Origin of the sequence: Kitasatospora sp. NPDC006697, assembly GCF_042869935.1 — a bacterium.
GTDB lineage: Bacteria > Actinomycetota > Actinomycetes > Streptomycetales > Streptomycetaceae > Kitasatospora.
Map to the genome: position 1 here is coordinate 124,798 of NZ_JBIAGU010000005.1, position 18,398 is coordinate 143,195.

Below are 18,398 nucleotides of genomic sequence, written 5' to 3' on the forward strand. Positions count from 1 at the left end.
CAGCCGGCCGCAGCGTTCCGCACGACCGGCCCGGCGCGGTCAGCGCAGTCGGGAGCGGTCGGCCGACCGAAGGGGGAAGGGCATGGCTGCCAAGCGCGTCACCATCATCGGGGCCGGCGTGGCCGGCCTGGTGGCCGCCCACGAGCTGGAGCGGCTCGGCCACCGGGTGGTCGTGCTGGAGGGCCATCCGGGGATCGGCGGCCGGATACGCACCCACCGCTTCCTGCCCGGCCGGCCCGGCCCGCTGGTCGAGCTGGGCGCGATGCGGATCCCCGCCGGGCACCACCGCACCCTGGACTACCTGCGCGCCCTCGGACTGGCCGACAAGCTGCGCGAGTTCACCACGCTCTTCCAGGACGAGGCCGCCTACGTCCGCACCGGGCGCGGCCACCAGCGGATCCGGGAGGCCTCCGCCGCCCTGGTCGAGGAACTGCGCGATCGGCTGCCCGCCGGCGCCCCGGAGCACTACACCCCGCAGATGCTGCTCTTCGGCGCCTGGATGGCGGTGCGGGTCAACGCGCTGGCCCCCGGCGACTTCCGCGACGCGGTCGCCCGCGGCCTGGAGGCCGAGCTGATCGGCCTGGTCGAGGGGATCGACCTCAGCCGCTATGTGCGCCGCCCCGGCGGCGGCGAACTGATCGACCTGCACGGCCTGTTCGCCGACCACCCGCAGATCCGGGCCGGCTGCCGCGGCCGGCTCTACCGGTTCGTCGACGACATCGTCAACGAGACCGGCTCCACCCTGCTGCGGCTGGCCGGCGGCCTGGACCAGTTCGTCCACCGGCTGCGCGAGCGGATCCGCGGCCCGGTGCACTGCGGCAACGAGGTCACCGGCATCGAGCTGGGCGAGCGCGAGGTGCGGCTGCGGATCCGGCACGGTTTCGGCAGCCGCACCCGGTCCTGCGACTACGTGCTCTGCACCATCCCGTTCTCGGTGCTGCGCGGCCTGGAGCTGCGCGGGCTGGACGACCGGAAGGTGGCCGCGATAGCCGACCAGCGGTACTGGAACGCCACCAAGGTCGCGCTGCACTGCCGCGAGCCGTTCTGGGCCCGGGAGGGCATCACCGGCGGCGGCTCCTTCACGGGCGGCCTGATCCGGCAGACCTACTACCCGCCCGTGGAGGGCGACCCCCGGCTCGGCGCCGCGCTGCTCGCCAGCTACACCATCGGCCAGGACGCCGACCGGCTGGCCGAACTCAGCCGCCCCGCCCGGATCGCCGCCGTGCTGGACGAGCTCGCCGCCGTCCACCCCGAGCTGCGCCGGCCGGGCATGGTGCTCTCGGTCGCCGACCAGGTCTGGGGCAGCGAGCCCTCCACCCGGGGTGCGGCCGCCGTCCGCTGGGGCAAGGACGCCGAGGCCTGCGAGGAGGAGCGGGAGCGGATGGCCCGCCCGCAGGGCCGGCTCTTCTTCGCCGGCGAGCACTGCTCCGGCCACCCCGCCTGGATCGAGGGCGCGGTGGAGTCCGCCCAGCAGGCCGTGCGGCAGATCCACCGCTACCCGGCCCCCGCCCTCGACGCCGACGAACCCTGCGAGGTGGGTGCGTGAGCGTCTTCGACCTGCCGCGGCTGCACTTCGCCGGCACCGCCACCACCCAGCTGCCCACCGGGCTGCGCACCGGCCTGCTCGACCTGGGCGGCAACACCGCGCTCACCCCCGACGGCCGCCGCTTCCCGCCGCACCGCCCCGCCGCCGAGTACCACCGCGAGCTGGACCGGCTGGAGCTGCGCACCGGTCCCGGCACGCACTTCGACGCCAACGGCCACTTCACCGTGGACGCCGCCGTGACCGCCGTCGAGCCCGCCCCCGACGGCCCCGAGCCGCTGCTCGGCCGCAGCGTGGACCTCTGGGGCCACTACAACGAGTACTTCGCCACCACCGCCAACCGGGCCCGGGTCTTCGACGTCGACCCCGCCTCCTCCTGGACCACCACCCTGATGGTCGGTCAGCTCTGCTTCGGCCGGCTCGGCCGCTCGCACGACGTCGGCTACCTCTGCACCGGCGAGGTGACGGGCAGTCAGCCGCCCCGCTGGCAGGTCTTCCCGCCCGGCCCGAGCGCCGTCCCCCGGCTGCCGCTGCGCAGCGTGCACCAGTTCACCGTGGCCGCCGCCGCGCTCGGCTGGCCCTCCGCCGAGCCCTCGCCCACCGTCGCCCGGCTGCGCCGGCTGATCGAGCGGGGCGGCGCCGCCGGGCTGGTGGTGCAGCTGGTGCTCAACGCGCTGCCGGGCCCGCTGCCCAGCGGCCGGCCGGTCGGCTGGCGGCTGGACGGCACCATCGCCCCCTGGCGGCCGGGCGAGCTCAGCAGCTACCCGGCCGGGCGGCTGCTCACCGCGGACGGCCGGTGGACCGGCCAGGCGCCCCGGGAGCTGACCGTCGAGATCGGGGAGCGGACCGTCGGCGTCAACCTGATCGCCGCGCCGCCGCCCGTGCCGGAGCGCCCCGGCCGCTGGGAGCTGCGCGCGGAGGGCAGCGGCCGGCTGCTCGCCACCCTGCCCGAGCCGCTGCCGCGCACCGTGCTCACCCTGCCCAGGGCGGAGGGGCGGGACGAGGTGGCGGAGCCGCTGCGGCTGGACCGGGTGGCCGCCGACGGCAGCCGCCGCACGGCGCTGCGCGAGCGCGAGGTCACCGTGCAGACCGACCAGGCCGCCCTCTTCCTGGAGCACACCCGGCACCCGGCTGACGGCGAGTGGGACACCGAGGTGGTGGTCCGCGCCCAGTTGCGCGGGCGGCCCGCCGCCGTCAGCGGGATCGAGGTCCGCCAGTACCCCAACCCGCGGGCCCGCCCGCTCGACCCGCCGGCCGCGGTGGTCCGGCTGCGGGCGGGGGCCGGCGACTGGGGCGAGAGCTGCACCGTGGAGACCGGGCCCGACGGGCTGGGCCGGTTCACCCTGCGCGGCGCCCGGGCCGGCACCGCCCGGCTGCTGCTAGCCCCGCCCGGCAGCCCGCTGCCCGGCGGCGGCCCGTCGCCCGACCGTGGCGCCTCGCCCCAGGGCGCGCCGGAGCGGGCCCATGACGACCAGGACGCGCTCGGCTACTGGTCCGGCGCCGGGCAGCTGGCCCTGCGGGTGCTGCCCGACGACTGGCGGCTGGACGGCCTGCCCGCCGACCGGCTCAGCTTCGACCTGCTCTACCGCGAGGTCTTCGCCCACTACGAACTCACCTCCGGCTTCATGAAGGCCGAGGTGTTCAGCCTGGCCGACCGGGCCCGGGTGGACACCTACGCCCGGCTGATCTGGCAGATGTGCGACCCGCGCAACAAGTCCCGCACCTACTACATGCCGCCCACCCGCGACCTCTCCGAGCCCAAGGCCCGGCTGCTGCTGCGCTACCTGCGCGCGCTGCAGACCCCGGCGGCGCTGCTCACCCTGGCACCCGCGGCCCCCGGAGGCCCGCCGCCCGCCCCGCTCACCACCCGGCCGCAGCTGGTGGCCGCGCTCTGGGAGGCGGTGGCGATCGAACTCGCCGTCACCCTGCAGTACCTCTACGCCGCCTACTCGCTGCCCACCCACGGCGCCGGCCTCGGCTACCTGCGGCCCGGCGGCTGGACGGCCGAGCGGCTGCGGCTGGTCAGCGGAGACGGCGGCGAGACCCTGGAGCACTCCGTCCGCAGCACCCTGCTGCGGATCGCCCGGGAGGAGATGACGCACTTCCTGGTGGTCAACAACCTGCTCACCGCGATCGGCGAGCGGTTCCGGTTCCCCGCGCTCGACTTCGCCACCCTCAACCAGCGGCTGCGGATCCCGCTCGACCTCGCGCTCGAAGGGCTCACCGCGGGCAGCGTGCAGCGGTTCATCGCGCTGGAACAGCCCGACCGCGGCCTGCCCGACCCGCGCTACGGCAACCGGGCCGCGCTCGCGCCCACCGCCTCCGACACGCTCAGCGGGCTCTACGCCGCGATCCGGGACGGGCTGACCAGGCAGCCCGGGCTCTTCGACCGCCGTGGCGAGCGGGCGGGCGGCGAGCACCACGTCTTCCTGCGACGCTCCGTCAACTCCGCGCACCCGGACTACCAGCTGCAGGTGGACGACCTGCCGAGCGCGCTGTTCGCGATCGACTTCGTGACGGAGCAGGGGGAGGGGGGAGGGGCGGCCGCTCCAGAGGGGGAGGACCTGGGCGAGGAGTCGCACCACGCGTCGTTCCGGCGGATCGCCGGGCTGCTGGACGGGCTCGGGCCGGAGCCCGGGCCCGAGGTGCCGCGGCTGGGCTACCCCGTGCTGCGCAACCCCACCCGGTTCAGCCCCGGCGGCAACCAGCAGCAGATCACCGACCCGGCCGCCCGCGGCATCGCCCGGCTCTGCGACGAGGCGTACGGGCTGATGGCCCAGCTGATGGTGCAGCACTTCGGTGAGCCGGCCAGCCCCAGCCTGCGCCGCTCCGCGCTGATGAACGCCGCCATCGACGTGATGAACGGGGTGCTGCGCCCGCTCGCCGAACTGCTGGTCACCCTGCCCTCGGGGGTGCCGGGGCGGACGGCCGGGCCGCCGTTCGCGCTCACCCGGGCGCCCGTGCCGGTGCCCGATCCGGCGCGCGCCCGGGACTTGCTGCGCCGGCGCACCGCGCGGCTGCACCGGGCGGTCCGGGACTGCCCGCTGGTGCCCGAGCAGGTCGGCGGGGTGCTCGCGCACCTGGACGGCGTGCTGCGGGAGGCCCTGCACCCGGCCCCTGGCGGAAGGACGTGAGGGGAAGATGACCGACCATCAGGCGATCGCGGCCGAGACCCAGGTGCTGATCGTCGGCGCCGGGCCGGTGGGGCTGGCCCTGGCGCTGGAACTGCGCTTGCAGGGCGTCGACTTCCTGATCGTGGATCAGGGCGACGGCAGCACCTCCCATCCGCGCACCAGCGCCGTCGGCCCGCGCGCCATGGAGCACTTCCGCCGCTGGGGCCTCGCCGACCGGATCCGGGCCGCCGGCTGGCCCGCCGACCACAGCCTGGACACGGCCTGGGTCACCCGGGTCGGCGGCCATGAGGTGCACCGGCTGCGGGTCGGCACCAGCGAGACCAGGGCGCCGTTCCGCCACACCCCCGAACCGGAGGCGATCTGCCCGCAGCACTGGCTCACCCCGCTGCTCGCCGACGCGCTCAGCGGGCACCCCGACGGGCCGCTGCGGTGGCGCTGCCGGCTGGACGGCCTGCGGCCCGCCGCCGACGGGGTGACCGCGCTGCTGACCGACCTGGACCGCCAACGGCCCGTCAGCGTCCGGGCGGAGTACCTGGTCGGCGCGGACGGGGCCGACTCGGACGTCCGGACCGCCTGCGGCATCCCCGCGCCCGCCCGGCACCCCGCCCAACTGCTGCGGAACATCCTCTTCGAGGCGCCCGGCCTGCGGCAGCGGCTCGGCGGGCGGCACGCGCTCTTCTACTACCTGCTGCTCTCCGACGCGCTGCGGTTCCCGCTGCGGGCGGTGGACGGGCGGGACCTCTTCCGGCTGTCCATCCGCCGCGGCGGCACCCCGGAGGCGGCGCAGCCCGCGCTGGCGCTGCTGCGCCGGGCCGTCGCGTTCGACGACCTGCCGCTGAGGGTGCTCTCCGACCAGCACTGGCAGCTCACCCACCGGGTCGCCACCGACTTCCGGCGCGGGAGGGTGCTGCTGGTGGGGGACGCCGCGCACACCCTGTCGCCCTCGGGCGGGTTCGGCTGCAACGCGGGGATCGCGGCGGCGGCGAACCTGGGGTGGAAGCTGGCCGCCCAACTGGCCGGCTGGGCCGGGCCGGCCTTGCTGGACAGCTACCAGGAGGAGCGGCGGCCGGTCGCCGTCGAAGCCCTGGACGAGGCGCACCGCAACCTGCGCCGCGCCCTGGACCGCGAACTCCCCGCCGACCTGCACCGCGAGGACGCGGCCGGCCGCGCGGCGCGGGCGGCGCTGGCGGAGCACCTGGAGGCGGACGGGGCGCGGCGGGAGTTCGACGCACCGATGATCCACATGGGGTACCGGTACACCTCCCGCATCGTGCTGCCCGCACCGCCGGCCCCCGGCGAGCCGCTGGACCGGCCCAACGCCCTCCCGGGCTCCCGCGCCCCGCACGCCTGGCTCGCGCCGGGCCGCTCGACGCTCGACCTCTTCGGCCGCGACCACCACCTGCTCAGCTTCGGCGCCGACCCCGCTCCGCTCCGCCGCGCCTTCGAGGCGAGGGGCGTGCCGCTGGCGACGACGAGGTGCGAGGACCCGGAGGTGGCGGCGCTGTACCGCGCCCCGCTGGTGGTGGTGCGGCCGGACGGGCACGTGGCGTGGCGGGGGGATGCGGGGGAGGGTGTGGGGCGGGTGGCGAGGGTGGTGAGTGGGTGGTGAGGGTGGCTCGGTGGCGCTTGCTCGACGGTGGGTTCTGGGGCGGCTGGTTGCCGGGTGGGCGGTTCTGGGTGTGTGTGAGGGGGGCGCCTTGGCCGCTGTCGGTGCCTGCCCTTTCGCTGCTGGGGCGGGCCGCCTAGCGCCGCGCAGCGCGAGGCACTGGGGTAGGCGAGGAGTGCGGCGCAGCGGTGAGGGAGCCTTGGCCTCCGCACCCGGTCCATAGCGTCGGCGCTGTGGCGCCCCCGTGTCTCGGGGTGGGTGGGGTGGACGGGGTGCTTGGCATTGAGTGGCCGTCACGGCGGCGGCGGTAGCCAGGGCCCCGGTTGCCCACGCCGATGGTGGGGCACAGCACCGGGCACCCGGACCGGTGACCCGGGTGCGCGAGCGCCGAGCAGCCGACGGCTCGGCTCCGGCGGCAAGCACCGCGGGACGATCGCGACACCCGAGTCCGCCGCCGCTCTCCCCTCCCCCTCCTCAGTTCTCCCGTGCCTTCAGCGCCAGCTCCAGCCTCGAGTGGATCGCCAGCTTGCGGAAGATCTGCCGCAGATGAAACGCCACCGTGTGCGGTGACAAGAACATCCGGCCCGCGATCTGGCGGTTCGTCATTCCCTGCGCCGCATACTCCGCCACCGTGCGTTCGGTGGCCGTCAGGCTGGGCCAGCCGGCCGTGGGGCGGCGTTCGCGGGGGCGGTCGGGGTGGGTGTGGTGGCGTTGGCGCATGCCGAGAGTGCGGAGGTGGCGGCGGGCGCGGGCAGCGTCGCGGTCGGCGCCCAAGCGGCGGTAGGCGTCGAGGGCCTCCTCCAGGGCGCGAACGGCGCGGGGGCGGTTGGAGTCGGCGAGCTGGACGCCCAAGTCCTCCAGGGCGGAGCTGCGGGCCCAGGCGTCGCGGTGGCCGCGGGCGGCGGTCTCCAGGGCGGACGGGTCCTGCTCCAGCAGTCCGCGCACATGGGCGGCGGCCGCGTGCAGTGCGGGCAGTCCGGGGTTGGCCGCCGCCAGGGCGCGGACCGTGGCGCCGAAGGAGGTGGCCCGGTGCCGCTGACCCGTTGCCAGCAGGGCGCGCACCAGCCAGGGGGCGAAGGGTGGTTCGCGGACCAGCAGGGCCGGACCGCCCACCGGCGGCGGGGTCGGCCAGAGCACCCCGAGGGCGTGCCGAAGGCGGTCGGACTCGCCGCCGCCGCGCGGCTCCTCGGCGGCGGCCAGCTGGGCCTCGATCCAGTGGCCGGCCAGCTCGGCCGCGCTGCCCGGATCGGCCCGCCGCAGCACCTGGGCGTGCTCATGCGCCAGCGGGAACTCGCCCTGCTGGACGGCGAGCGAGGCCAGCACCGTGCGCGCCTGCCGCTCGGCCCAGGGCAGGCCGGCGGCCGCCGACTGGTCGAGCGCCGCCGTGGCCTCCGCCGCCGCGGCCGCCGCGCGCCCCTCGGCCATCGCCAGCCGGGCGGCGGCCAGATGACGCAGCAGCGGGCCGGTGAACTCCGGGGTGTCGGGCGCGGTGGCCAGCGCGGCCCGGGCCCTGGAGACCAGGCCGAGCTGGGCCAGCAGCAGGGCGTGGGTCAGCTCCGGCGGATGGTGCCAGGCGGCCAGCGAGCCCCGCAGCCGCAGTGCGGCGGCCTCGGCGGCCAGCTCCAGCGCCCGCCCCGCCCGGCCCTCCCGCCAGACCAGCACCGCCTCGCCGAGCACCGCGGCCGAGCCCAGGTCCAGCCCCTGCCCGCCGGCCAGCCGGCGCAGCTCGGCGATCCGCTCCCGGGCCCCGGCGCCGGCCTCGGCGGCCAGCGCGGCGACCCGGGCGAGCAGCGCGTCCGTCCGCACGGCGGCCGGCACCCGGCCGGTGGTCGGAACCGCCGCCGCGGCCGTCAGCGCGGCCCGGTACTCGCCGCGCAGCAGCAGCGCGGTGGCGAGCGAAGTCCGCAGCCGGGCGAGCACGACAGGATCGGTGTCGGTGTCGGTGTCGGTGTCGGTGTCGCTGTCGCTGTCGCTGTCGCTGTCGCTGTCGGTGTCGGAATCGGTGTCGGTGTCGGAGTCGGTGGCGTCAGCGGCCGAGCCGTCCGGCTCGCCCAGCGCGCCCAGCGCGAGGCTGATCGACTTGGTCAGCGCCCCCGAACGCAGGCAGGCCTCGGCCGCCAGGGCCAGCATCGGGGTGGCCGTGCCCGGCTCGGTGAGCACATCCACCCCGCGCAGGGCCAGCGCGGCCGCCGTGCGCGGGTTCTGCGCCAGCGACTCGGTGGCCGCCACCCGGAGCAGCGCGCCCGTCGCCGGCGCGTCGGGGTGGGCGCCGTGCAGCAGGTGCGGGGCGGCGGCGGTGATCGAGCTGCCCCGGGCCAGCTGGATGCCCAGCGCCTGGCGGTGCAGCGCCGAGCGGATCGCCCGGGGCAGCTCGCCCAGCACCACCTGGCGCAGCAGTTCGTGACGGAAGGTCAGCTCCTCCGAGGCGCTGTCCAGCAGCCCGGTGCCGGTGGCCTCCCGGACGGCGGGCGCCAGGGCGGCGACCGGCCGCTGCAGTATCTGGGCCACGTCCTCCGGCAGGCTGGAGCGGCCCAGCACGGCGGCGGCCTCCAGCAGCTCCCGGGCGGGCGCGGGCGCGGCGGCGATCCGGCGGGTGGCCAGGCCGTGCAGCGAGCGGGTGGGCGCGGTGCGCGGGGCCAGCCGGGCCAGGCCCTCGTCCAGGCGCAGGGCGCGGTCGGCGTCCAGCGCCTCCAGCAGGTCGGCGAGCAGCCCGGGACCGCCCTGCGCCATGCTCAGCAGCTCGGCCAGCTCCGGGTCTGGCGGGGCGCCGAGCAGGTCGGTGGCCATCTGCCGGGCCGCCGACGGGGCGAGCGGCGGCAGCGCCAGCCGCTGCAGGCGCTCGCCGGCGGCCCGGGAGAGCGCCGGAGCGGTCTCGGCGGTGGTGGCGAGCAGCAGCAGCGGGCTTTCGCGGTAGGGCGCGAGGAGCCGGCGCAGCGCCGGCGGCTGGACGGCGGGTTGGTCGCAGCTGATCAGCACCGGGACGGAGCGCAGCTGTTCGGTGAGCAGTGCGTGGGCCCGGCGCAGGGCCTGCTGGGCGGGGCCGTCCTCGGGGTCGGGGGCGCCGCCGGGTCGGGGGTGGCCGAGGCCGAGGGCGGCGGCGAGGGCGCCCGGGAGGGTCTCGACCGGGCCTGGCAGCACCCGGGCCGGCTGGAACCCGCGGCCGGCGGCGAGCAGTTCGGCCTCGCGGAGCAGCCGCGAGCGCCCGCTGCCGGGGCCGCCGCAGACCAGGCCGAGCAGCGCCTGCCGGCTGCCGAGGACCCGGTCGGCCCACTGGCCGAGCAGTTCCAGCTCGTCCTCGCGGCCGCGCAGCGGCGGCAGCGCGTGGCCGGCCGCCGGGGCGGGCCGCTGGACGGGCACCCGCACACCGGTCAGCACGCGACCACCGCCGCCGCTGCCCCGCAGCACCTCGCACCCGCAGCCGCACCCGGACCCGCCCGCATCAGTCCACCGCCGGCGCCGGGCCGCTCCCCGCCCGCGCGGGCAGGCGGCCGCCGGGGAGCAGCAGCGCCAGCCCGGCACAGCAGAGCGCGAGCAGCACCGCCAGGCCGTAGGCATCGGCCAGGCCGGCGGCGAACTGGCCGGCGTAGCCGGGGTGGTCGGGCGGCACGGTGACCCCGCGGACGGCGATCGCGATGAGCACGGCCACGCTGAGCGCCTGGCAGGTGCGCTGGGTGGCCTGGAAGAGCGCGGTGCCGCGGGTGACGGCGGCGGCCGGGATCGCGCTCATCGCGGTGACCTGGGTCAGCGGCGGGACCACCCCCGCGCCGGCGCCGGTGATCACCAGCGGCAGCGCGAGCGCGGCCGGATCGGACTGCGCCGACCTGGCCCGGATCAGCGCGATCCCCACCGCCAGCAGCAGGAACCCCGCCGTCAGCGGCAGCCGCGGCCCCCAGCTGTCGCGGATCCGCCCGCCGAGCAGCCCGGTGACGCCCGCCGAGACGGCCAGCGGCAGCAGCGCCAGCCCCGCGTCCAGCGCGCTGGAGCGGTGCACCACCTGGATGGCCAGCGGCAGCAGGAACTGGGTGCCGAAGAAGGGCACTTGGCCCAGCACGTTGATCGCGCTGCCGATGCCGTAGCTCCGCAGGCGGTAGAGGCCGAAGTCGAACGGGCCCTGACGGCCGGCCCGCTGGCGGATCACCAGCAGCGCCAGCGCCGCCGCACCCACGGCGAAGGCCAGTACGGCGGTGGAGCGCCGGCCGGTGCCGAGCTGGGTGGCGCCGAGCAGCAGCCCGCCGAAGCCCGGGCAGATCGCCGCCAGGCTGATCCAGTCCGGCGGTGGCCGGTCCGGGTCGGGCGGCGGGTCGGGCGCCAGCACCCGGCTGCCGAGCAGCACCCCGAGCACCCCGATCGGCACGTTGACGAAGAAGATCCAGCTGCCCAGCCCCGCGTCCACGAAGGCGCCGCCGACCAGCGGTCCGATCATCGGCGCGAAGACCAGCACCAGCCCGAAGACCCCGAAGGCGACCCCGCGCCGCTCGGGCGGGAAGGCGGTGAAGAGCCGGGCCGAGCCGAGCGGCAGCGCGAAGCCGCCGGCCAGCCCCTGCACCACCCGGGCGGCGACCAACAGCCCCAGGCTGGGCGCCAGCCCGCAGAGCAGCGAGGCGAAGGCGAAGGCGAAGAGCGAGGCCAGGAAGACCCGCTTGGTGCCGAACCGCTCGCCCAGCTCGCCGGCCAGCGGGGTGGCGATGCCGAGCGCCAGCGCGTACCCGCTGACCACCCACTGCACCTCGGCGGTGGGCGCGTCGTAGCGCAACTGCAGGGCGTGCACCGCGACGTTGACCACCGTGGTGTCCAGGATGGTCATGAAGGAGCCGACCGCGACCGCGAGCAGGGTCAGCCAGGGGGAGCCGCCGCCCGGGCGGGCCCGGGCACCGGCGCAGGTGGCGGAGGTGGAGTGCGAGGCCATGGCCGCCCGTCAGCCCGCCAGCGGCGCGGCGGCAGCGGTCGGGAGACCGGGAGCGGGCAGCGTGGAGGAGGCCACCCGGCCGTCCTTCAGCACCAGGCGCAGCGCGTCCAGCGCGCCGAGGTCGGTGGCCGGATCGCCCTCGACCGCGATCAGGTCGGCCGCCAGGCCGGGCGCCAGCACGCCGCGGCGCCCGGCCTGGCCGCAGACGGCGGCCGCGCCCTGGGTGGCGGCCTGGATCACCTGGAGCGGGGAGAGCCCGGCGGCCCGCAGGTAGGCCAGCTCCTGGCGCGGCTGACCGGCCGGGATGCCCGGCAGGCCGACCCAGTCGCTGCCCAGCGCGACCTGCCCGCCGGCCGCGATGAACCGGGCCAGCACGCCGACCATCAGCTGCTCGATCTCCTGCAGCGCCGCGGCGGGCAGCTCGGGCAGGCCGAGCCGGATGCCGGTGAGTTCGTTTCCCACGGTGGGCACCAGCCGGACCCCGGCCTCGACCATCCGGTCGATCCGGCGCTCCAGCTCGGGCAGCGCGTCGGTGCGCAGCCGCCCGGCGCGCTGCAGCTCCAGGTACCCCGTCTCGGGCGGGAGCGGGAAGAGCAGGTGCTCGACGCTGGTGACGCCGGCGTCCAGCGCCACGTCGAGCTGGTCGACGTGGTGGACGTGCGAGCGGACCGGCAGGCCGTGCTCGCGGGCCCGGCGGGCCACGGCGGCGATCAGCGCGGGGGCGAGCACCGGCAGGTGGCCGGGTCTGCGGTAGTCGAAGTCGAAGGACTCCTGGGTCAGTTTGATGAAGTCGACGCCGCGGGCGGCCAGGTCGTCGACGGCGGCGACCGCCTCGGCCCCGGTGCGGACGCCGCGGGCGGCGGAGCCGTCGCCCCGGATAACCGGGTAGCCGCCGGGGGCGGTGATCGCGGGGCCGGCGACGAAGGCGTGGGCCGCGGCCGGATCGCGGCCGGCCCGGTGCAGCGGATCGATCAGCTGGGGGCCGCAGCCGGTGTTGCCGATGCTGGTGACGCCGTCGCGCAGGAAATCGGCGAGCACGGCCGGGATCCGCTGCTCGATGTGGGTGTGCGAATCGATCAGGCCGGGGAGCACGGTGAGGCCCGCGCAGGGGATGCGGGTGGCCTCCGGGGGCAGGCCGAGGGTGCCGGTGGGGCCGATCCGGCGGATCAGCCCGTCGCTGATGAGCAGGTCGTGGTCGGCGAGCGGCGGGGCCCCCGTCCCGTCGATCAGGCGGGCGGAAACCAGCGCCAGGGAGGTGCCGGTGCTCTCCGCGGCGCCCGGGTGAACCGACTTCTCGGGTGAATTCATCGACGTCCCCCTGATTAGTCCGACAAATCGTAAGAAAGCGCAACCAATCGGCTATCCGCAAGATTAGTGCACGAACTGAAATGCCGTCAAGGTTGTTTCGATTCTCCGAAATAGACTGACAATCAGTCGGATTACCCGTGCGTCGGGACCTCCCCGGACCGCCTCACCCCTTGGGGTCCGTCACCTGCCCCAGGAAGAGCGGCTGCCCCGTGGCGGTGTCCCGGATCAGGTAGAGGAACGGCCGGTCCACCGTCAGCTCCCGGACGTCGCGCGGCGGCGCCGCCGCGGTGGCCACCATCCCGCCCCCGCTGCCGGCCGCCGCCGTGGTGCCCGTCTCGTCCACCGTCACCGAGGCCTTCTGCACCACCGCGCCGAGCTGCGGCGACGAGACGCTGCCCGGCGTCACCATCCCGCTGAAGTCCGCGCCCGAGCCGAAGGCGGTGCGCACCCCGAGCCCGGTCAGCACCTGGTTCAGCTGCTCGCCGCTCTGCACCGTGAACCGGGGCAGCGCCAGCGTCACGTCGGAGGGCGCCAGCGAGCCCAGGATCCGGTCCAGCGCCGGGCCGGTCAGCGCCTTGCGGAAGGCGTCGAACCCGCCCTGCGCCGGCACCACCAGGTCCATCGCCAGGCCGTTCCCCACGTACGGCAGTTCCACCGCCTGCCAGGGCTGCCCGGTGATACCGCCGCTGCCCTCGGCGTACCGGAGGGCGGTGGTCTGGTGCATCATCCGGACGGTGTCCGTGCTGCCGTCCAGCCGGTGGAAGTCGGCGTCGGCGGTGTCCTTCGGCTCGAACGGTTGGGCCCAGTCGGCCTTGAGGTAGAGCGCGTCGGTGAGCGCCAGCACGGTGTCGGCGCTCAGCTGGCCGGGCGCGAACAGGTCCTTGACCAGCCCGCCGGTCTGCTGCTCGACCAGTTGGTTGACGGCCTTGCGGGCGCCGTCCGGGTCCTTGGCGAAGTCGGTGGTCCGCACGCCCGTGCGGAAGGCGGCGGAGAGCAGCGCCAGGTAGTCCTGGCCCACCGGGTAGCCGCGCTGGGCCCAGACGGTGTCCGCCTGCTTCAGCGTCACGCCCTTCCCGGTCTTGCGGCCGGCGGCGCCCAGCGCGCCGAGTGCCATCGCGTAGCGGTCGGCCGGCAGCGCGGTGTGCAGCGCCGCGGTCAGCTCCTGCTGGGTGGCGCCGCGCGCGCCGGGCACCAGCATGCCCAGCACGGCCGCCAGACCCGCCGGCGAGAGGGCGAGGTTCTGCTGCTGGGCCAGCGCCAGGTAGAGGTCCACGCCGAACTGCTCGGTGCCGGCCGAGGTGGCGGTCAGCTCGGCGTCGGTCGGTGCCGCCTCCGGGGCGGCGGCCGCCGCCTCCAGCATCCCGGTGCCGGACGTGCCGGTAGTGCCGCACCCCGCCAGCGTCGTCGCCAGCACCGCCGCCAGCAGCCCGGCCCCCGCCGCCAGACCGGTCCGTCGGATCCGCATCCTGCCCACCCCGTTCCGTTCGTGGCGCCCGCTGCGGGCGCCGGTCGCGGCTCTGACGCGGAGGGCGGCGAACGGGTTCCCCGACCGCCGCGACGACCGCCGGCGACGATCACTGAGTGACCGTCAAAGTCCGTCTCGAGTACGACTTCCTCCGAGCCGCGGATGACCCGATCGGACGGGCGGCGGGCCGGTCGCCCCCGCCCGTCCGCCCCGCCCCGCCCAGCTGACGGACCGTCCGCGAAAACCGGTACCGCCCGCCGCACCCACCGCACTACCCTCGCCACCGAGGACGCGCCGCCACCAAGGGCGGGCGCGTGACGACCGAGCCGCCGGAAGGGGGACCAGCCATGCGCGCCATCGCCGCCGTGCCGTCCCCCCGCGCCCGGTTCGAGGTGATCCTGGTGTCCCCGGCCGCCCGGTGCCGGCTGCGCGCCCGGCACCGCAGGGGCTGACCCACGCCCGCGGGCGTCCCCGCCCCACGCATCGCGCCGCCCCCTTCCGGACCACCGCCTGAAAGGCACGGTCGTGCGCAGCACTCCCACCCCCGTCCTCACCGCCGTCCGCAACCTGGGCATCCTGGCCCACGTCGACGCCGGAAAGACCACCGTCACCGAGCGGATCCTCTTCACCACCGGCGCCACCCACAAGCGCGGCGAGGTCCACGACGGCACCACCGTCACCGACTTCGACCCGCAGGAGCGCGACCGCGGCATCACCATCTTCGCCGCCGCGGTCAGCTGCGACTGGGCCGGCCACCGGATCAACCTGATCGACACGCCCGGCCACGTGGACTTCGCCGACGAGGTCGAGCGCTCGCTGCGGGTGCTGGACGGCGCCGTCGCGGTCTTCGACGCCGTGGCCGGGGTCGAACCGCAGAGCGAGAGCGTCTGGCGCCAGGCCGACCGGCACGGCGTGCCGCGGATCGCCTTCGTCAACAAGCTGGACCGGGCCGGCGCCGAGCTGGACCCGGCGGTCGCCTCGATCCGCGAGCGGCTGCACCCGGTCCCGCTGGTGGTCCAGCTGCCGATCGGCCGTGAGGACGGCTTCACCGGCGTGGTCGACCTGCTCGCGATGCGGGCCCTGGTCTGGCCCGGCGGCGAGGCCGGCCTGGTCGAACGGGAGGTCCCCGAAGACCTGCTGACGGAGGCCCGGGAGCGCCGGCGCGGGCTCGCCGAGGCGGTGGCCGAACTGCACCCGGAGGCGCTGGAGGAGTACTGCGCGACCGGCACCCTCGGCGCGGCGACGCTGCGCACCGCCCTGCGCGAGCTCACCCGCACGGGTGCGGGCCTGGTGGTGCTCTGTGGCTCGGCCTACCGCAACCGCGGCATCGAGCCGCTGCTCGACGCGGTGGCCGCCTACCTGCCCGCGCCGGCCGACCTGCCGCCGGTGCGCGGCACGCTGGACGGTGCCGAGCAGCAGCGGCCCGCCGACCCGGCGGCGCCGTTCGCGGGGCTGGTGTTCAAGGTCGGCTCCACCGCCACCGGGCGGCTGACCTACCTGCGGGTCTACTCCGGCACCGTCCGCAAGGGCGAGTCGGTGCTGGACGCGGGCAGCGGGCGGGGCGAGCGGATCAGCCGGATCCTGCGGGTGCAGGCCGACCGCCACGAGGAGGTGGAGCAGGCGGTGGCCGGCGACATCGTCGCGGTGATCGGGGTCAAGGCGGCCCGGGCCGGCAGCACCCTGACCGTCCCGGCGGCGCCGCTGGTGCTCGAACCGGCCGGCCGTGCCGAGCCGGTGGTCTCGGTCGCGGTCGAGGCCGGGCGCGGCACCGACACCGACCGGCTGTCGGCGGCGCTGGCGCGGCTGGTCGAGGAGGACCCGTCGCTGGTGGTCCGCACCGACCCGGAGACCGGGCAGACCCTGCTCTCCGGGATGGGCGAACTGCACCTGGAGGTCGCGGTGGAGAAGGTCCGCCAGGCCCTCGGCAGCGCCGTCGCCACGGGCCGACCGCAGGTGGCGCTGCGCGAAACGGTGGTCGGCGGGGTGACCGGGCTGGTCCACCGCCACGTCAAGCAGGACGGCGGCGCCGGGCAGTTCGCCCACCTGGTGCTGGACGTGCTGCCGATCGAGGAGGTGGAGGGCTTCGAGTTCGCCAGTACGGTGGTCGGCGGACGCGTGCCGCAGGAGTATGTCCGGGCGGTCGAGGCCGGCTGCCGCGACGCGCTGCGGGACGGCGGCCCGCTCGGCGGCCACCTGGTGACCGGCCTGCGGGTGGTGCTCACCGACGGGGCGACCCACCCGAAGGACTCCTCCGAGCTTGCCTTCCGCACGGCCGCGCGGCTGGGCCTGCGGGAGGCGCTGCGGCGCTGCACCATGGCGCTGCTGGAGCCGGTCGTCGAGGTCACCGTCACGGTGCCGCAGGAGGCGGTCGGCGGCGTGCTCGGCGACCTGGCGGCGCGGCGGGGCCGGATCCTCGGCCAGGCCGGGCGCTCCGGCACCGCCGTGGTGACGGCCGTCGTACCGCTGGCGGAGCTCTTCGGCTACGCCTCGCGGCTGCGCGGCCGCACCCAGGGGCGCGGCACCTTCACCAGCCGCCCGGTGGGCTACGCACCGCGCGGCTGACGGTGCGCCAGGCCCCCGCCCCGCTCACGCGGGGCGGGGGCCTGGCGGCTACTCGAAGGAGCGCCCGGTCCACCAGTTGCCGGGCGCGGCCGGGTCGCGGCTGGTCCAGTACTCCAGGATCGCGCCGTGGAACTCGTCGCCGGAGAGCAGCCCGTCGCCGTTGCGGTCCAGCCGCCCGAACGCGGCATCGGCGGCCTCCCGGGTCAGCCCCGGGAAGTGGCCGCGCTGGAAGACGTAGAACTCCTCCGGATCCACCGCGCCGCTCCCGTCCGTGTCGGCGACCGACAGGAACGCCCCGGCCAGCGCCCCCAGCACCTGCCGGGCCGCCACCGGGTCGTCGGCCAGCCCCGCGGTGGACGCCGTGAACTGCTCCCGGGTGATCCCGGTGGTCCCGGCCGGCAGCGCCGCCAGATGCAGCCCGTGCCAGACCGCCAGGTAGGCCGCGATGATCCGCTCGGCCGGCTCCGACCCCAGCGGATGCCCGAGCGAGCGGGCCACCGACTCACCCATCGCGATGTGGTCCCGCTCGGTCAGCAGCCCGTCGCCGTCGGCGTCCAGATGCTCGAAGCCGTGGCCGATCTTGGCGAGCAGCAACTCGTCGGACATCCGCGGTACCCCCTGTGCTCGGCGGCGGCGCCGCCCCTCGACGGCTCGCTCGGCGGCCCACGCTATCGTGCGGCGGCCTGCCGGAGCTGACCTCCGAGCAGTCAAAGTGATTGTCTGATGGATCGCCTAAAGTCTGATCGCATGACGACTGGTCCTGCTCCCATCGAGCCCGGAGACGTTCGCACGCGCGCCGAGATAGCGGCGTTCTTCGGGGGAAGTACGCAAGGCGGAATCTGCCCTGCCGTAGTGAAGAAGAACGTCAATCTCTTCTCCGACCCGTCCGTCGGCAAGAAGGTCGGCTACCACGACGGCTGGCTCGCCGAAGAGGACGACTTGGGTCCGATCTTCGAGTACACGGGTGCAGGACTCCAGGGCGACCAGACCTTCGAGGGAACCGGCAACCGAGCGATCCTCCAGCACGTTCAGCAAGGTCGGACCCTCCGGGTCTTCGAACTGGACGGGCAGCCGCCCAAGCGAGGTCCCAAGCCCCACAAGTACCTCGGACCGTTCACGCTGGACGCTGAGCGGCCCTACGAGTGGCGGGAGGTGCCCGACGCGGCGGGCACCCGGCGGCAGGTCATCATCTTCCGGCTCCGGCCCGATGGCGAGGTGGTCCGCCAGGCAGAAGCACAGGTGCCGGTTGCGGAGCGGACGACGGCGACGCTGGTGCCCATGCAGGGCATGGTCACCACGGAGATGTTCGAGAGCGAGCCGGCGACCAGCGGTGCCCTGGGCCGCCCGAAGCGCCGCGCCAGTAAGAAGAGGACCGGGCGTGCTGTCGACCCGCATCCGGAAACCAGCGGCACCTTCGTTGTGTCGGAAGCCTTCGTGACCAAGATGAGTCACCGGGCCGCGACGGCCGCCAATGTGGTGGTCCGGCGCGAGGCCGAACTGACCCAAGCCTTCCGCGAGCACCTGGAGGCTGCTGGTCGCCGGACCGGTGCCTTCCAGATCAAGGTGGCGGGACAGACCTCCACCCTCCGCACCGACCTCTACGACGCCACGGCCCACGTGCTGTACGAAGCCAAGGGTTCCACCTCGCGCGAGGACATACGGATGGGGCTCGGGCAACTACTGGACTACGGACGCCACGTCAGCACTCCTGAGCACCCTGAAGAGCCTCAGCTGGCGATCCTGCTGCCGGCTGACCCTCATCAGGACCTGAGTGAACTACTGAATCGATACGGAGTGCGCGTAGTTCACCAGCTGCCCGACGGCGGATTCACGGGAGACGGCGTCCCCGACGCACCCTGGCACCGCCCCTGATG

10 protein-coding genes are annotated in these 18,398 nt (G+C 75.9%); 5 read left to right on the forward strand and 5 right to left on the reverse strand.

Features of this window, described 5'->3' with window-relative positions; translation table 11 throughout:
* Positions 1-82: 82 nt before the first annotated feature.
* Genes ACFYNO_RS09435 through ACFYNO_RS09445 form a run of 3 tightly spaced genes read left to right on the forward strand, consistent with a single transcriptional unit; the run spans position 83 to position 6,286 of the window.
* Complete coding sequence (locus ACFYNO_RS09435; RefSeq protein WP_388007947.1) at positions 83-1,546, forward strand: flavin monoamine oxidase family protein; 1,464 nt, start codon at positions 83-85, stop codon at positions 1,544-1,546.
* Complete coding sequence (locus ACFYNO_RS09440; RefSeq protein WP_388007950.1) at positions 1,543-4,677, forward strand: ferritin-like domain-containing protein; 3,135 nt, start codon at positions 1,543-1,545, stop codon at positions 4,675-4,677. The genes ACFYNO_RS09435 and ACFYNO_RS09440 overlap by 4 nt, the downstream gene beginning before the upstream one ends.
* Positions 4,678-4,684: 7 nt before the next feature.
* Positions 4,685-6,286 (forward strand): FAD-dependent monooxygenase, encoded by a 1,602-nt coding sequence (locus tag ACFYNO_RS09445; protein ID WP_388007953.1) that lies wholly within the window; start codon positions 4,685-4,687, stop codon positions 6,284-6,286.
* Positions 6,287-6,757: 471 nt separating this feature from the next.
* On the opposite strand, the gene ACFYNO_RS09450 is transcribed toward ACFYNO_RS09445, so the two are convergent.
* The 4 genes from ACFYNO_RS09450 to ACFYNO_RS09465 form a co-directional block, all read right to left on the reverse strand.
* Positions 6,758-9,658, reverse strand: coding sequence for a LuxR C-terminal-related transcriptional regulator (locus ACFYNO_RS09450; protein WP_388007956.1), 2,901 nt, complete (start codon positions 9,656-9,658; stop codon positions 6,758-6,760).
* Between the two features lie 64 nt (positions 9,659-9,722).
* Positions 9,723-11,189: a DHA2 family efflux MFS transporter permease subunit gene (locus ACFYNO_RS09455; protein ID WP_388007959.1), complete on the reverse strand. Its 1,467-nt coding sequence runs from the start codon at positions 11,187-11,189 to the stop codon at positions 9,723-9,725.
* Positions 11,190-11,198: 9 nt separating this feature from the next.
* A complete protein-coding gene (locus tag ACFYNO_RS09460; RefSeq protein ID WP_388007962.1) occupies positions 11,199-12,497 on the reverse strand; it encodes an amidohydrolase family protein in 1,299 nt (432 codons plus the stop codon).
* A 163-nt stretch (positions 12,498-12,660) separates the two neighbouring features.
* Positions 12,661-13,962, reverse strand: a complete 1,302-nt coding sequence (locus tag ACFYNO_RS09465; RefSeq protein WP_388007965.1) for a serpin family protein — start codon at positions 13,960-13,962, stop codon at positions 12,661-12,663.
* Between the two features lie 525 nt (positions 13,963-14,487).
* Between ACFYNO_RS09465 and fusA the strand changes: the two genes are divergently transcribed.
* The gene (gene fusA / locus ACFYNO_RS09470) at positions 14,488-16,524 is read left to right on the forward strand and encodes an elongation factor G (RefSeq protein WP_388007968.1); all 2,037 of its coding nucleotides are present in this window, start codon (positions 14,488-14,490) and stop codon (positions 16,522-16,524) included.
* 48 nt (positions 16,525-16,572) lie between these two features.
* Here fusA and ACFYNO_RS09475 read toward each other — a convergent pair whose 3' ends face one another.
* Positions 16,573-17,130 carry an EF-hand domain-containing protein gene (locus ACFYNO_RS09475; protein WP_388007971.1) on the reverse strand — a complete coding sequence of 186 codons (558 nt, stop codon included), beginning with the start codon at positions 17,128-17,130 and terminating at the stop codon, positions 16,573-16,575.
* Between the two features lie 246 nt (positions 17,131-17,376).
* Here ACFYNO_RS09475 and ACFYNO_RS09480 point away from each other — a divergent pair, with 246 nt between their 5' ends.
* Entirely contained in the window at positions 17,377-18,396 is a 1,020-nt protein-coding gene (locus tag ACFYNO_RS09480) for a hypothetical protein (RefSeq protein ID WP_388007974.1), read from the forward strand.
* The last annotated feature ends 2 nt before the right edge of the window (positions 18,397-18,398 follow it).